Raw genomic sequence first — 14,946 nt, 5'->3', positions numbered from 1 at the left:
GAAGATAGGCAAGAACGGCGTCTGCGTCTTCGAGGTTCTGCGCGAAACTGTAAGATCCCGGACTTCCCCACGAACCGCGATAGTTAAAGGTTACTGCGTTCCAGCCCGCACGACGCACTGCCTGGGCAAGGTCGAGATTCTTCTCGTTCCCCGGAAGACCGTGGCAAATGACCATGGTGGGATGCGGACCCGCGCCGGTGGCAGTATATGCTAGTCCGTTGATCAGCAAGCCGTGACTGGGTATATGCAGGACGACCATTCCGGCCGGATGCGCTGTGTCCATGGGCGGGTCGGTATAGATTGCAGCAGGCACAGTCTGTGAATGGGCTGTGGCTGCAAGTGCCAGAAGAGCCGATATCGTAAAAGAAAGCAGACGCATTGCAGTGGTCCTCAGAGGTTGCTTGAATCCGGTCTCGGCAAGCAGGTGCTCGTTCGCGTGACGCAGGAAGCGCACTAAAGCAGAATGATCGAAGTTTCGGGAAGCATTCGAAGTATTGTCAGTGTACATTCCGAATCTGACAGGAATGGACCTTCAAGGAAATACGGCGTCTCGCCGCGGAATCAGTGATCCGTGGCGAGACTTTTTACCGTGATGGCCTCAATTCAACTCAGAAGAGCAAACAGCTAGTGGATCATGTTGATGGTTTCCTGCGTGATGGTATCGAAGGTCGTCACAGCCTTTGAATTCGCTTCGAAAGCACGCTGGGCAATGATGAGTTCAGAGAACTCAGCCGAGATGTTGACGTTTGAGGCTTCCAGCGCCCCGCCTTGCATGGTTCCGAGCCCCGACGTTCCTGAAACGCCGATGGTCGCAGTGCCGCTGGCCAGGGTTGTCTCGTAGTCACCGTTGCCGGTGGCCTCCAGACCCTGCAGGTTAACGACATTGCCCAGCGCCAACTGGCCGACGTTGAGTTTCTGTCCATTCTTGAACGTTGCCGTTACCGTACCGTCCGAGCCGATTGTGAAACTGTTGTAGTTGCCGCTGGCGAAGCCATTCTGCGTTGATGAGGAGACGGACGATGATTGATCGACTACCTGCGTCAGCGTAGATGACCCGTCCGCTCCGAACAGATTCCAGGTCATGCTCATGTTTGAGGCTCCGTCAGAGAGGCCGGAAAACGTAATCCCCGTTACATCTGTGGAGGGACTTACAAGATTTCCGTTCGAGTCAAATGTCAATGATCCCGTGGCGGTCGCAGATGCAACCGGATCCTGAATCACACTTCCCGAGGTGGTGAGATTGGTTCCGCTGATGGTCAGCTGGCCCGCTGCTGTCGCGGTCACGGAGGCCGTGATTCCGGCTGCCGTCAACGCGCTTTGCAAGTCCGCCGCATAAGTAACAACGGACTCTCCCGCCACAATGCCAGGTGCATTGATGGTCGTGGAAATGCCGCCCGCATTGGGCGCGGTAATTGTCAGGCTCGTGGCAGGATCGACGGTTGCGGGTGTGCCGGCACTGGAACCAAAGTTATAGACCTGTGTGTTCATGGTCCCGGCGCTGCTGCTATTCGCGGCTAAGGTATCGGGAAGCGTTACGTTATATGACCATGTGTTTGTGGCTGTCTTGGTGTACGTCACCTGGGCTTGATACGCGTTGCCCAGCGAATCGAATACCTGGATTTTGCCGGAGAGACTGTCGCCTACATTGGCTGCCGCATTCAGCGTCGCCGTCATGCCGAACGTGTTCGTCGCACTGGGCGGTTCCACTTCGCCAACCGGGATGTGTACCGGGGCGAGAGGGGCGTTGGTATTTACCGTTCCGTTGGTAGCTGGAAAGCCCATGACGTTCAGTCCGTTTGAAGTAATCAGGTTTCCATTCAGATCGAGGGAAAAATCGCCATCTCTGGTCAGAAGCGTGTTGTCGCCGTTTCCGACGACAAAGAACCCGTTGCCCTGCAGCGCGACGTTTGTGTCTACATTGGTTGTGTTCGGCGAGCCATTCGAAAAGTCCGTCTCGATGGAGCATACCTGCGTTCCCGAGCCGCGCTGAATGGGATCGCCGGAGCCGGCTTCTCCAACTTGCTGATAGAACAAATCGGAAAAGTTTACCGATTGCGATTTATAACCGGTGGTATTCATGTTGGACAGATTGTTCGCAATCGTATTCAGTGCAGTCGAATCCGCGTTCAACCCCGTGAGCGGAATGTAAAAGCTTGCCATGTTGCCTCTCCTCTACGGTGACTCCGGCCCCTTGCGGCCAATTGTGAATGAAATGCAGCGAAGAACCACCCCGGGTATCACAAGCCCCTGGATTGAGTGGCCAAAGACTCCGCGACGCGCTGTGCTGCCGCATGATTTGCGGGGACGGTGAGATTACCGTCGGCAAGGCGCGGCAAGATGGGTTGGGCCGATGCCGTTTGTTCGGAATCTGTCTTGACGCCCGAGCTGACGGGATTCGCGGTGGAATCCGTGGTGAGCGTCTGGTTAATCGAGATAAGTTGCTGAAGACTATTCACCTGAACCAGCTGATTGATGTATTCGTTTGGATCGGTATTCGCAGTAGGGTCTTGGTTCTTCATCTCAGTGACAAGCAGGGTCAGAAAATCATTCGCTGTGATGGTGCCGGAATCGTCGCCTGAACTACTACTCGCCGTTGCCTGGTTCTTAACGGGCTGCGCATTGTTCAAGTGGTGTGCTGCCGAGAGTTGGTTCAATAATCCGGTGATTTGTGCGGCCATTTCTTTCCCCTCCATGTCGTCGTGCTTAAATTCGGCGATTCAAAATTCCCTGCTTTTCTGTGTTACGCGATGAACGATATGTGCCCGTCGATAGGATTCGGAGCTATGGTCAGCGTCCGCATCGGCACACTGGACAGCTGCCGTTCTGCAAAGCCACGCGCGGAACTCGCGACGGCCTCGATTCGGTTGGGCGCTGGATCTTCGCGCATTTGCTGCTGCTGTCTGCCGTGGCTCGTGTCTCGATGATTTCCCTGGGCCATCTCCTGTCCGGATTCCCGGTTATCCCAAGCCCCATTGGCAGCTGAGAGCGTAACGGGATTCAGGTGTTCATAGTGGCTGGCCAGGTGCGCGTTCAATCCCGCAAGATGGCTGCCGAGTACCTGCGCAGCCACATCCGATGAGGGAACTACCGCGGCATGAATGCCTTCGGCGCCGGCCTGCGCGCGCACACTCACCCAGCCTAACGACGAATCCTGAAAGCCAGCTTCGGCTCGATGCCCTCCCGCGAGAACCCACTTTGCAGATGTGTCATCCCCTCCAGAATCGATGGCCATGAACGGCTCACGCGCCAATGCGGGATGCTCGTTCGCCGCAATGCCGAGCTCATTCTCGGGGATCTGCGCGATGTTGGCTGCGGGAATGCCTGCGAATTGTCCGGCTCGAGCATCGCAGAGTGGCTGCATTCCCGGAGGAGAAACGGCCACGTGAGTGGCGGAAGGTTCCGCGTCCAGCTTCGATCGAAAGCCCGGGACCGCCTCGCGCATGCTCATGTGATTGCGCAGGGGTGACACCGGCTGCCGAACACGCATGGCGGCTGCACCGGGTGCATCAGGATGCCCTTCCTGCTCAATGGAAGTGTCCACCGGCGCGATGCGATCGTAAGTCTGCATCGAGGGGAGGGACACTGTTCCTGGCGCGGAAGGTCCGATGGAATTGCTTTGCAGCGACTGCGAACTTGAAGTCAAATGAAGAGCCCGCGTGTTCTCATTGCCCAAGTGCCCGGACAGAATATCGTCTGCATCGGTCGTCCCGGCGCTCGTACGCTCGACGCCATGTTGTGATGGAGAAGCTGCTGCCAATGGATCGCTAGCGGGTCCATCTTCCTGGGCCGTAACGGGAGTTGATCTGTAGCCATTAGGAGCGGCGAACGCAGATGCCACTCGTTCACCTTCGTGTTTGCCAGAGGGGCTCGCCGTTGAATCTCCGACCTCTGCGTATGCCGGCGGCGCCGCAGGCTTGGAAGCCTGTAAAGATAATGCCTCGGGAGGCACGATGGCAGGAGTTGGCGGAAAATTCGGATTTGTCACGATGCCTTTCGCGATGAAGTTCGGAGTTGTTTCTATCCTTGCAGGCTTCTTGTTGCTGCTGGGCCATCCTTGCGAAGCGTGGCTCGAATCGTGCGCCTCGATCGTGGGCAGCGGTTGATTCGCATCGGGGCCAAGCGCAATACCTCTAAAAGGCAACACGTGCAGCGTCTTCCTCGGGCTCACCCGTGTCGAGTCTGACCAGTGGGTTGTGCGCAGAGCGGGTTCGCTCATCCGCCTCACGTCACCGTCATTGGCGCCGTGTATCCCGGTCGCAAACGCAGGGCCAGAAGTTGCATCAGTGACAAGGCCCTCGCTTTCCGGCGGCGCATCTTTGCCCGTTATCTCTTCAAAGGCACGCAAGGTGTCAAGGACTGTTTGCCAACTCTGGCGAAAACTGGCTGCGTCATGAGTTGGCGTGGGATTCTTTTGGGTGCTCGAACTCGCAGTGCCCACGGCCGCAAGCAACGTGACCGTCGCTTTGCCGGGAATCAAAGCCTGACTCTGAATTTCGATTCCGCTTGCGCTGCTCATGCAAATTGATGAAGCAGATGGCGTGCCAAACGGAATGTCATTGAGTTAAAGGAATGTCAGATTCGGGGCGTGGTCTGTTCACTTCCAGCCTGATTCGAATGCTTTGAGAACGATGCCAGTCATCGAGTACGAGCTGGCTTCTGCGATTTGCTTCTGTCGCGTCCTCCGCCTGCATTGCGTCATACACGGTCTCCACTTGACGGCGTTCTATCCGTTTGTCGAGAAATTCCTGTCTTTTCTTTTGCATATTTCTTTCAGCTGCAGCGATCTTTTGTTGCAAGAATTTCGCCAGGCGATCGGCCGCCTTGATTTCCTCCAATCCTGCAATCCTATCCAGAAACTCACCGGTCTCCACACTCCTCGCGACAAGCACCCGGGCCCGCCTGGCACGCTCACGTGTTTTCGTGATCGCTTCCTCAAAGCGCTGCAACTCTGCTGCCGCGGACTCCAATCCGGCCCGGTTCTGTTGTTCTTCGGCGCGACGAATCTCGTGCAGACGTCGCAGGCTTTTTGGAGCGGCCATGAGTTAGATGTCCTCCGCGATCTCCGCGAGCCGCCGCAAGCATTCCGGATACCCGACGCGCTCTCGGGGAGTCTGCGTCATGAATTCACGCATCGCGTTTCGGGCCTGCAGCGCTCTATCCAGATCGGGATCGGCACCCTGTTTGTACGCGCCAATGCGAACCAGATCTTCAGAGCGTGCGTAGGTCGCCAGCATTCGCCGAAGCAGGGCTGCCTGCTCGAGGTGATTCGTTCGTGCCACGGCCGGCATTAATCGGCTGATTGAATCGAGCAGATCGATCGGCGGATACCAACCCTCGGCGGCCAGCCTCCGCGAGAGCACCACGTGACCATCCAGAAGCGAGCGTACTGCATCCACAAGCGGATCCTGCTGATCGTCACCTTCCATCAGCGTCGTATAGAACGCGGTGATTGACCCGGAGTGAAAGTTGCCGGCTCGTTCCACCAACTTTGCAAGGCGGCTGAAGACTGAGGGTGTATAGCCCTTTGCGGTCGGAGGCTCGCCTGCAGCCAAGCCAATTTCCCTCGCCGCCATGGCAAAACGCGTGAGTGAATCAAGCACCAGCAGGACGGCTTTTCCCCTGCGAGCAAAAAACTCGGCGATGGTGGTTGCGGTCATGGCAGCGCGCATGCGCATCAGTGGGGATTCGTCGGATGTGGACACGACCACGATGGAACGTGCGAGCCCCTCTTCGCCGAGCGCGCTCTCAACAAACTCGCGGACTTCGCGCCCGCGCTCCCCAACCAGGCCGACTACGGTTACGTCCGCCTCGGTGTTTCGTGTCATGATGCCGATCAGCGTACTCTTCCCGACGCCGGATCCGCCAAAGATGCCGACGCGCTGACCGCGGCCGACGGTGAGCAATCCATCGATCGTCCTGATACCCGTGCCCAGAGGAGTGTGGATGGGAACCCGATCGAGTGGCGTATGAACTTTTCCTTCGAGGGGCAGAATCTCGGTCAGGCCGGCAAACATTCGTCCATCCATCGGAATGCCCATGCCGTCGAGAATTCGACCGATCATGCCTTCGCCAACGATGACTTCCGGACCGCAACCCAGGGCAGTCACCGAATCTCCAAAACGAACTCCATCGGTGGTCTTCATTGGCATTGAAATGACACGCGCCCCGCGGAAGCCGATGACCTCGGCGCGATGCTTGATCCCAAAGCGATCTTCAATTTCGCAACACTCCCCGACCGAGGCGACCGGTCCCGCCGACTCGATGGTATGGCCGATCGATTCAACAACCTGCCCGCTCCATCGCCAGGGCTGCATGGTATGCACGCGGGCAGTTTGGCGATCCAAAGTTCCGCTCATACCTTTACCTCGTGTTGCTCAGGTTCAGAATTGATAGAAGCATCTGGTTTGATTGCAGGTTCCTCATCCAAGAGCGCCATTTCCATCTGATGAAGTTGTGCATGCAGCCCCAGGTCCACTGAGCCCATCTCCGTCTCGATCCGGCAGTCTCCTAGTTGCATAGAGTCGTCTGGGATGACTGCGGGCTTCACTCTTAGATTCGGAATATGCGCCAGTGTTTCGGTCCAGAGGCCGGATTCTGCCGCCGGGACGCGAAGCCGTACTTGTATGGTTGCCGCGAGTTGCCCGAGCGCTACACGCACTGCACCGATCAGAGAGAGTGGGTCCATCTGCGCTTCGCGCCGGAGTATGCGCGCGGCGATAGCCAACGCAAGGCGCACAAGCTCGTGCTCCGCTTCATGCAGGAAGCTTTCGCAGTCGTTCTTAACCTGGCTGGCCAGCCGGGCCGACTGCTCTACCAGTGCTTTGTTAGTCACCTGCAAGAGTCCGCTCTGTTCGCTGGCGGCCATTTCGCGCGCCTCCCGGATTCCCTGCTCCCGTCCGGCGTCGAAACTGCGCTTTGCAAGCTCGGCTGTGGACACTCGCGATGAGTCCTCAGACTCGGTGTCGTGGCTTGTGCATTTCTTGCGAAAGTTTGCACCTTCAGCGAGAGGCGCAGCCGAGCCGACTTCGGGGACACCTTCCCAGAGCATCGGGGGAGGCGTGCCGGCCGGATACTCAAATACTTCAATCCGTGTTGATGTTCCGTCTGGCAAGCTTCCCCTCGTGACCAGGATTCCTAGGCGAGCATCTCATCGCCTGTTTCCAGTTTGAGAATGACTTTTCCCTCGGCCTCAAGACGTCGAGCTAGATTCAGGATCTCCTGCTGGGCCTGGGCCACCTCGCGCGAGCGCACCGGGCCAAGAACCTCCATGTCTTCCCTCAGCATTTCAACTGCGCGGGCACTCATGGACTTGAAAATGGCTGCTCTCATCTCTTCGTTTGCGCCGCGCAGCGCCATGGCCAGTTGCTTCTTGTCCACACCGGAGACAATCTCGCGAATGGTCGCAGGTGGCACCGTCACAAGGTCCTCAAACGTGAACATAAGATTGCGAATGCTGAGGGCCAACTCCGGCTGTCCCTCTTCAATTACCTCGAGGATGCGCTTGGATTCTTCCGCATTCATGCGGTTCATCAAATCAGCTACCGCTTTGAATCCCGAATAGCTTTTTCTGCCCGTATCCCCCACGGTTTCGAGGCGCCGATGGAGGATATGAGCCACCTTCTGTGCCATCTCCGGAGAGAACTGTCGCATCTCGGCCAGGCGCTGAATGGAGATCACTTTGTGCTCTTCGCTCAGGCTGCCTAGCACCTGCGACGCGCGCTTGGGATCAAGGTGCGCGAGCACCAGCGCGATAGTCTGAGGATGTTCGGAATCCAGCAGCTTGCCGAGCTGTTGGGGGTCGGTTCGCTGCAGCTTCGCCAGGTTGCCCTGCTCCGCTTCCTGTGCGCGGCGCAACTGGGTCATCAGATCGTCCGCCCGCTGTTTGCCAAATGTCTCGGAAAGGAGGCGGCTGGCGTAATCCAGCCCCCCGTGCATTACGAAACCCTGCGTCTCCAGCAACTCCCAGAACTCCTGGAGGACCGCAGCCGAGACCTCCGACGTGATACCGCGCAAATCCGCAAACTCCTCAGTCAATCGCTCGACGTCGGTTTCAGGAAGCGTGCGAAGGATCTCCTTTGCAAGGTCCTCTCCCACTGCCATCAGCAGCACGGCGGCTTTGCGCGCGCCGGTTAAATTGGCGGCTGCCCGCGCTGCTGCTTCGAAATCAGAGCCATCTACGGCCAAGTCTCTCGTCCTTTCCCGCGCTTCCCGAATCCGTGCCTCTACCTCATGCCATCCCGGTCAAGCATTCATTTCGATCTTCCCGCGATCGCCCTATTCCGAGTGAATCCAACTCTGCAAAAGCCGGGAACTTTGTGCGGGCTCATTCCTTATCTGCGTGGCTACCTGCTCGAACATCTCCTGCGCCCGGATGCGGTTCGGGTCAGGCAATGCGGGCTCTGGATGCGGCGGTGCAGCCTGATGCAGCGCGGTCACGCCTAGAGAAGACTCGCGGGTTACACCCTTTAACTCCGAGACAGCCTTTTGCAAAGCCGGCCGCACGCCGAAAGCAAGTACAACCATGAGCCCGATCAGAAGGCTTAGATACTTCACAAGCAACGGGGATCCCTCCAGCTTTGACAGCACCTGTGCCGGCGCAGAGGGATAGGGCTGGGCGCGATTCGCTTCAAAGGAGAGATCCTGCACAGTCACCACATCCCCGCGGGAAGTGTCAAAGCCGACAGCGGCCTGGGCAAGCGTAGTGAGATTTCTCAACTCGTCAGCCGAGCGCGGCTGCCACTTTGCGGCGGTTGACTTGCTTTGCGCTTGAATGAGGCGGTCGTTCACAACAATTGCCGCTGTGAGCCGATGCACTTTCCCCGGACTCTCAACGAGGTGTCGAACCGTTTTTGAAACGCCATAGGTTCCCGACTCGGTCTTCGAGGTCTGAGGCTGCGTGGTTTGCTTCGGATAAACCGGAAGCGCCTGGCTGTTGGGTACATTGGACGCGGTTCCGGGAACTCCAGCCGCAATCGGCTGCGCGCCTGTTGTCTGCTCGGTGCGCTCCATCGAAAGCGCGACCGACTGGGCGGGATCGTAGCTTTCCTTTGTTTCGTCGACGGAGTCCGGATCGTAGTCAAGCGTCACTGAAGCACGCACATTGCCGATCCCGGTAACAGGTTCGAGTGTGGAAATCAGCTTTTCTTCAAGAGCTTGTTCAGCGCCGAGCTGCAATACCTCGGGCGTCCTTGGGCCCAGCGGGAGATGCCCGGACGCGTCGACAAGTACAACATGATCAGCGGCGAGGCCATCGACGGCGGATGCGACCAGATTGCGAATTGCATCAGCCTCGCCATCCGCCAGCGCTCCGCGACGCAGCTTCAGCACGACTGACGCTTTCGCAGGGCGGTCCTGATCACGAAAGAGCGAGTCATGTGCCAACACCAGGTGGACTCTGGCCGATTCAACGTCGTTCAGCGAACCAACCGTGTGCTCCAGTTCGCCCTCAAGCGCACGCTGGAAATTCACCTGCTCGTCAAATTCGGAGCCAACCCAGTTCGGTTTGTCGAAGAGCTCGAATCCCATGCGTCCACTTTTGACACCCTTTGCGGCCGTTGCCAGCCGCGCTTTGTCCAGCTGTGCAGCCGCAACCCGCAGCGTCGTCCCGCTGTCGGCCACATCGTAGGGAATCTGCGCCTGCGTCAATGTCAGGCCGACCTGACGCGCATCGTCCGGATCGAGTCCCGCATACAGGGTTCGCCAGTCGGTCCGCAGTCCGTACCAGAGCAACCCGCCCAGCAGAGAGGAAAGAATAGCCGCCGTGGCAATGCTCCACCGACGCTGTTGCGGCGCCATGGCCGCCCAGCCATGCCGAGCGCGCGTCCATATGGCTCCGGCCCCGGCCTGGCCCTCCCCGCCACCACCAGCCGGTCCCCGTTTCTCCAACTGCGTACCTGGAGCGGCCATCTAATTCATCCCGCCGTTTCCTTCAGCCTTGCATGGAGCCGTCTAATCCGCGAACACGGCGGTTCCATGACTCGGAGCAAACTCAGAACTGCATACTCATAACGCTCTGATAACTCTGGATCGCCTTGTTTCGAACCGCCAGCGCCATCTCAAATGCCATGCTCGCCTTCTCGCTGGCAATCATCGCCTGGTGCACATCGACGCCTGAGCCCGTCATCAATCCATCTACAGTTGTGCGCGCCTGATCTTCGAGTTGACCCACCTTGCTGATCGCATCGGTCATAAGGTCGCTGAATGGCGAATCATCAGCCGCCTTGGAGGAAGCCAAAGGGTTCGCAAATGACGCGGCAGACGTACCTGACACACCTGGGTCTGTGATGCTCGTATGGATTCCGGTAATCATCATCCCCCCCGTTCCGTTCCTGCCTGTATCTAGGACCTGGCAATGTCGAGAGCAGAAGTGATCATGCCCTTTTCTGCCTGCACAGCCGAACTGTTCAGTCCGTAGGCACGCGTTGCTCCCATGAGGTCCACCATCTCTGTGAGCGGATTAATGTCGGGATAGGCGACGTAGCCGTCAGGCCCGGCATCCGGATGGCCCGGATCGTAACGCTTCAGCGGCGGTGCACCGTCTTCGATGACTTGTGCGATATGAACTCCGCCGGCGGGCTCTGTGTCTTCTCTGGATAGCGATGCAGGCTGCGAGGCGCTGCTTAAAGAATGGACGAACCCCTCATCGGCCTGGTTGGCCGCGAAGACCACATGCTGCCGCCTGTACGGGCCTCCCGACTCCGTGCGCGTCGTCTCCGCATTCGCCATATTCGCGGCCACGACCTCAGCACGCATGCGTTCTGCCTGCATGGCCGATCCGGAGGTCTCCATCAATCCAAAGAGGTTCATCTGATTCCTCGTTTAACCATTTATTACTCGTCTGCTTATTACTTATCCGCGTGGATAGCATCCATCACCCGCTGATTTTCAAGCCGCATCAGCGCGACCCCGGCCCTGAATTTCAGTTGCGCCTCGGCCATGTGCAATCCCTCGCGGTCCATCGACACATTGTTGCCGTCTGGCCGCGCGATAAGGCCGTCCACATCCTGCACTCGAACCGCTTGTGATCTTTGCCCATCCAGAGTGCCCATCGCCTTGTGCATTTCTGCCTCAAAATCGAATCCCTGGGCGCGAAATCCGGGAGTATCGATGTTGGCCATGTTGGCCGCGGTCAGTTTTGTCTCGCTGACAGCCAGGTCAAGATATCGCCCCAGGGCATCGCTCAATCTCGTTTCGATTTGCACAGACGACTCCGTTATCTTCGATCTGCTCAGTTTGCCAGTTTCTGCTTGTCTGCGGGCCCCATGAAGATCCCGAAATCAATGTCCCCGGAGGTGAGGACCGGTTCATCGCCGGCGAGGATGGCGGCGCGTTCCAGAACATGTTCCAGTTCGCGCACATTGCCCGGCCACGCATGCGCGAAGAGTTTGGTAATGGCAGCATCGTCGATCCGCTTGACGGGCGTGGTGCGGCCGAGCCTTCCCAGGAAATGGTCGATGAGGAGAGGCAGATCCTCCAGGTGTTCCACCATCGCGGGTGTGCGCACCAGAAAGACAGCCAGCCGGTAGTAAAGATCCGCGCGAAAGCTTCCAGCTTGCGTATGCTGCGCGAGAGGTTGATGAGTCGCCGCAATAATGCGCACATCCACCCTGACGGTCTCGTTATCGCCGACCCGCTGCAGTTCTCCGCTCTCGACGAAACGCAGGAGTTTCGATTGCAAACTCAACGGCATCTCCCCGATCTCATCGAGAAACAAGGTTCCGCCATCGGCCGCCTCGATGCGCCCGACGCGGCCCTGCACCGCGCCAGTGAATGCACCCCGGGTGTGACCGAAGAGTTCCGCTTCAAGAAGCGCCTCAGGAATGGCCGCGCAGTTGATGGCTACAAACGGTTTTCGATTGCGCGTGGAGAGCTTGTGCAAAGCTTCGGCAACAAGCTCTTTGCCGGACCCCGTTGGTCCTTCGATCAAAACCGAAGTGGTGCGCGGTGCCACCAGCCGAATGCGCCTGCTGATCTCAAGCATGCAGATTGAGTTTCCAATCAGCTCCGGTATTCTGTCGCTTCCGGTAACCAGTCTTGGCCTGTTTGAGCCACATTCACTTGTCGCAACCGCGGGTGTGATCTTCTGCGTTTCGGCGACGGAGACTGGCGATCCGTCGTGAGGAGTAGTATGCCTGAAATCTGCGGGCGGAACAGCAGGGCCAGAATCGCGTAGTTGTAGCTCCGGTGCATTCTCCAGAACGGGTGCGGCATTCCATGCTGCGGTATCGGTTTCCTGGACGCATCGAAGAGCGTAGAGAACCTCCTGGCGATGGGGTCCAGGCGCGCTCTCGATCGGCGATGCGCTACCGGCCGTCACCACGTCCACACTTGGAAAAGCCACCCGGAACTCACGAAGGAATTCAGCCAGATCCAGGTCGGGCAGCCATGAGTCGACAATGATCGTCTGAGGCAGAGCATCCATTGCTTCTCCCCATGCCTGCGCTCCGCCCTGGGCTTCGCGCACCTGCCATCGCAACCCGGTCAATACAGCGTTAAGCCTGTGTCGGAAACTTCCGTCGGCACTCGCCACCAGTGCTGTGCGTGGCCGGATACGTGAAAAGGTTGATGAAACCAAAGCTGCTGTGGCTGCCATTCTGCATCTCCCTCAACTGAAAAATCTCGCTATCCCTGCGCGGCGGTAATCTGCGGCGTCATCATCGCGGAGTTGTTCTCCGCACCCTGCATGAGAAACTCCGTCTCGAAAGGGATCATGTAACCCTTGCCACGCACAGTCCGGATTAAAGAGCCCGGCGGCGCATCGGCGAGCTTGCGGCGCAGGTAGTTCACGTACACATCCACGATGTTTGTGGTCTGTACAGACTCCATATTCCAGACCGATTCGAGAAGCTCTACGCGTGAGATACAAAGGCCGCGATTGAGCATCAGGTGCTCAAGAAGCGCGAACTCCTTGTTGGTGATGTTTAAAACCCTTCCACCGCGGCGCACCGTATGATCCACGCGGCTCAGTTCGAGATCGCCGGCGCGCAATGTCAGCTGTCCCTCGCGCCTCCTTCGCAACAGTACCCGGCAACGCGCGCGCAGTTCGAGCAGACTGAATGGTTTCGTCATCAGGTCGTCGGCGCCCTTGTCGAGGCAGCGTACCCGCGCGTCCATGTCGTGTCTGCCCGTAAGCACAAGAACCGGCAAATCTGTTTGAATCCGGCGCATCTCCTCGAGCGCCACTTCGCCGTCCTTGACCGGCATGTTCAGATCGAGAATGGTCAGGTCTGGCATTTCGCTACGGAAGGCCTCGACGGCCCGGGCTCCGTCGTACACGGCGTGCACACAATGGCCGTCGGTTTCCAACCCTCGTCTCAGAAAGAGACTCAGCGCCTTGTCGTCTTCTGCGATCAGTAATCTCATCTGCGCTTCTCCTGGCCTGTCTTTCACCTGCCGGCTGGCCGGCGTGGCGCATGCAACCTTGCTTAAGGAGCACTAACCTGCGGCACCTCTCTACGTTCGCGCGACGTGAGAGAGAACTCAATATCGGAAGGAGAAATGAATGGAGAGGAATCTCAGAATGAGTGCGACGGTTCGCGGATTCCCGCAACTGATCGGTGAACGCTGACTGGTGATGGCGGATACAGAAATTCCACGCGGGCCGTCGCGGCACTCCAGACGACCGGCCCATCGCGTTGCAAATACAGCTAACGGGCAGGGTTCAGGCTGTCATTCTGCTGCGAGCCTGTTCCCGCTCGGTCGACAATGCTACATCTGCACGCTCAAGAATCTCGTGCAGATTGTCCCCTTCCCGAAATTCCGCAAGGCCAATCGCAGTCGAGAGTCGAACGCTAACGTGGCCGGACCTTCCAGGAACCTGGTAGGGCCCGCATATCCAGGATTGCAGACGAGCAATCTGGGCTGTTGCGTCTGCGGCTTTACAGTCGATGACCACCAGAAACCGATCGCCGGCCCAGCGCGCCACCAAGTCTGAAAACCGGCAGGAAGAGCGGAGTTCCCTGGCGAATTCCTTCACGATCAGGTCCCCCACCAGGTTGCCGAATTCGTGATTGACGCCTCGGAAGCCATGAACGTCGATCATGAGAATGCAGAATGGATTTCCGAATTCAATCCGTTGCTGCAGACGCGCTTCGACCCATAGGCGGCTTCCCAGACCCGTGAGCGCATCGCAGGATGCAGCATATTCCGCTTTTTCGAGCTTCGCCTGGTAGGTTAAGACCTCTACGCGGAGATGGTCGATGACAGCTTTACTTTCCGCGGCCATGCGAGCGGCCGAACTCCTCAGTTGGCGGGCACTCTCGTCGACGGAAGCACGAATTCTTGTGACGTCTTGCAGCTGTGCGATGGTTTCCAACTGAGCTGTCAGTGAATCCAATTGCTGAGTGTGGAGGCTGTCCTTTTGTCCAAGAGACTCCGCGGCCCGAGCCATCACCAGCAGCAGATCCTTCACTTCACCTGCTTTCTGCTGGTAATAGATGGCGGTCTTGTCTCCCCAACCCTGCAGCAGATCGCGGACTCCTTCCTTGGTCAGATTGATCGCGGAAACACTGGGATGGTCGCCGAGATCCTCATCGAAGCGCGCCAGTCCCCTTTTAAGCTCCGAAGCGAGATCTGGACAGGCGTTTGCGCCGCATTCCCCGATCTCCACCAATGCCGAACGATAGGCCGACAGAAGGGCAGAGTATGGTTCCTGAGAACGGTCTTCTTGAGGCTCGTCGAGCCGGATTCTAGCGGAATCAAGATAACGCTTCAGCGAAATCATCGGCTGTGCTCCATGTGCCGTAGTCATCCCCCATTCGACAGGAGACGCTCCCACCCCCTTTATCGGCAGAAGGAGAGGCACCTTCAGAGAATCCGCCAGCCAATGCAACCTCTCAGAGATGAAAGCGAAGTGTTTTGGACGGGACCAGACGCTCCCAATGTCTGAAAAGGAACACTGGAGAAGGAAAGGCAAAAAACTTTCCTTGCAATTCGCTTTTTCTTCGC

Annotated in this window: 15 protein-coding genes; all 15 read right to left on the bottom strand. The window is 58.0% G+C overall.

Annotated elements, in window-relative coordinates:
• On the bottom strand, window positions 1-379 hold a 379-nt coding region (locus WA354_RS16365; RefSeq protein ID WP_472814092.1), incomplete at its 3' end, for an alpha/beta hydrolase family protein.
• Between the two features lie 245 nt (window positions 380-624).
• Complete coding sequence (locus WA354_RS16360; protein WP_472814091.1) at window positions 625-2,160, bottom strand: flagellar hook protein FlgE; 1,536 nt, start codon at window positions 2,158-2,160, stop codon at window positions 625-627.
• Between the two features lie 77 nt (window positions 2,161-2,237).
• A complete protein-coding gene (locus WA354_RS16355; RefSeq protein ID WP_472814090.1) occupies window positions 2,238-2,678 on the bottom strand; it encodes a flagellar hook assembly protein FlgD in 441 nt (146 codons plus the stop codon).
• A gap of 62 nt (window positions 2,679-2,740) precedes the next feature.
• Window positions 2,741-4,516 carry a hypothetical protein gene (locus tag WA354_RS16350; RefSeq protein ID WP_472814089.1) on the bottom strand — a complete coding sequence of 592 codons (1,776 nt, stop codon included), beginning with the start codon at window positions 4,514-4,516 and terminating at the stop codon, window positions 2,741-2,743.
• A 37-nt stretch (window positions 4,517-4,553) separates the two neighbouring features.
• Window positions 4,554-5,039 carry a hypothetical protein gene (locus tag WA354_RS16345; RefSeq protein ID WP_472814088.1) on the bottom strand — a complete coding sequence of 162 codons (486 nt, stop codon included), beginning with the start codon at window positions 5,037-5,039 and terminating at the stop codon, window positions 4,554-4,556.
• 3 nt (window positions 5,040-5,042) lie between these two features.
• Window positions 5,043-6,356 (bottom strand): FliI/YscN family ATPase, encoded by a 1,314-nt coding sequence (locus WA354_RS16340; RefSeq protein ID WP_472814087.1) that lies wholly within the window; start codon window positions 6,354-6,356, stop codon window positions 5,043-5,045.
• A complete protein-coding gene (locus tag WA354_RS16335; RefSeq protein WP_472814086.1) occupies window positions 6,353-7,111 on the bottom strand; it encodes a FliH/SctL family protein in 759 nt (252 codons plus the stop codon). Before WA354_RS16335 ends, WA354_RS16340 begins: the two co-directional genes overlap by 4 nt.
• Window positions 7,112-7,134: 23 nt before the next feature.
• Window positions 7,135-8,184, bottom strand: a complete 1,050-nt coding sequence (gene fliG / locus WA354_RS16330; RefSeq protein WP_472814085.1) for a flagellar motor switch protein FliG — start codon at window positions 8,182-8,184, stop codon at window positions 7,135-7,137.
• Between the two features lie 90 nt (window positions 8,185-8,274).
• Window positions 8,275-9,906, bottom strand: a complete 1,632-nt coding sequence (fliF, locus tag WA354_RS16325; RefSeq protein ID WP_472814084.1) for a flagellar basal-body MS-ring/collar protein FliF — start codon at window positions 9,904-9,906, stop codon at window positions 8,275-8,277.
• A gap of 82 nt (window positions 9,907-9,988) precedes the next feature.
• Entirely contained in the window at window positions 9,989-10,312 is a 324-nt protein-coding gene (gene fliE / locus WA354_RS16320; protein WP_472814083.1) for a flagellar hook-basal body complex protein FliE, read from the bottom strand.
• A gap of 26 nt (window positions 10,313-10,338) precedes the next feature.
• Window positions 10,339-10,806: a flagellar basal body rod protein FlgC gene (gene flgC, locus WA354_RS16315; RefSeq protein WP_472814082.1), complete on the bottom strand. Its 468-nt coding sequence runs from the start codon at window positions 10,804-10,806 to the stop codon at window positions 10,339-10,341.
• Between the two features lie 38 nt (window positions 10,807-10,844).
• Window positions 10,845-11,201, bottom strand: coding sequence for a flagellar basal body rod protein FlgB (flgB, locus tag WA354_RS16310; protein WP_472814081.1), 357 nt, complete (start codon window positions 11,199-11,201; stop codon window positions 10,845-10,847).
• Window positions 11,202-11,227: 26 nt separating this feature from the next.
• On the bottom strand, window positions 11,228-12,592 hold the full coding sequence (locus WA354_RS16305) for a sigma-54 dependent transcriptional regulator (RefSeq protein ID WP_472814080.1): 1,365 nt from the start codon (window positions 12,590-12,592) through the stop codon (window positions 11,228-11,230).
• Between the two features lie 29 nt (window positions 12,593-12,621).
• On the bottom strand, window positions 12,622-13,362 hold the full coding sequence (locus tag WA354_RS16300; RefSeq protein WP_472814079.1) for a response regulator transcription factor: 741 nt from the start codon (window positions 13,360-13,362) through the stop codon (window positions 12,622-12,624).
• A gap of 298 nt (window positions 13,363-13,660) precedes the next feature.
• The gene (locus WA354_RS16295; protein WP_472814078.1) at window positions 13,661-14,722 is read right to left on the bottom strand and encodes a GGDEF domain-containing protein; all 1,062 of its coding nucleotides are present in this window, start codon (window positions 14,720-14,722) and stop codon (window positions 13,661-13,663) included.
• Window positions 14,723-14,946 lie beyond the last annotated feature (224 nt).

It is taken from the genome of Occallatibacter sp. (genome assembly GCF_049802275.1).
Classification (GTDB): Bacteria; Acidobacteriota; Terriglobia; order Terriglobales; family Acidobacteriaceae; genus Telmatobacter.
This window is presented reverse-complemented; position numbering and strand designations above follow the sequence as displayed.

Coding starts and splice junctions, on each gene's coding strand:
- WA354_RS16295 (WP_472814078.1), bottom strand. CDS start 14,722: ATGATTTCGCTGAAGCGTTATCTTGATTCCGCTAGAATCCGGCTCGAC.
- WA354_RS16305 (WP_472814080.1), bottom strand. CDS start 12,592: ATGGCAGCCACAGCAGCTTTGGTTTCATCAACCTTTTCACGTATCCGG.
- WA354_RS16355 (WP_472814090.1), bottom strand. CDS start 2,678: ATGGCCGCACAAATCACCGGATTATTGAACCAACTCTCGGCAGCACAC.
- fliE (WP_472814083.1), bottom strand. CDS start 10,312: ATGATGATTACCGGAATCCATACGAGCATCACAGACCCAGGTGTGTCA.
- WA354_RS16360 (WP_472814091.1), bottom strand. CDS start 2,160: ATGGCAAGCTTTTACATTCCGCTCACGGGGTTGAACGCGGATTCGACT.
- WA354_RS16340 (WP_472814087.1), bottom strand. CDS start 6,356: ATGAGCGGAACTTTGGATCGCCAAACTGCCCGCGTGCATACCATGCAG.
- WA354_RS16350 (WP_472814089.1), bottom strand. CDS start 4,516: ATGAGCAGCGCAAGCGGAATCGAAATTCAGAGTCAGGCTTTGATTCCC.
- flgC (WP_472814082.1), bottom strand. CDS start 10,806: ATGAACCTCTTTGGATTGATGGAGACCTCCGGATCGGCCATGCAGGCA.
- WA354_RS16300 (WP_472814079.1), bottom strand. CDS start 13,362: ATGAGATTACTGATCGCAGAAGACGACAAGGCGCTGAGTCTCTTTCTG.
- fliF (WP_472814084.1), bottom strand. CDS start 9,906: ATGGCCGCTCCAGGTACGCAGTTGGAGAAACGGGGACCGGCTGGTGGT.
- WA354_RS16345 (WP_472814088.1), bottom strand. CDS start 5,039: ATGGCCGCTCCAAAAAGCCTGCGACGTCTGCACGAGATTCGTCGCGCC.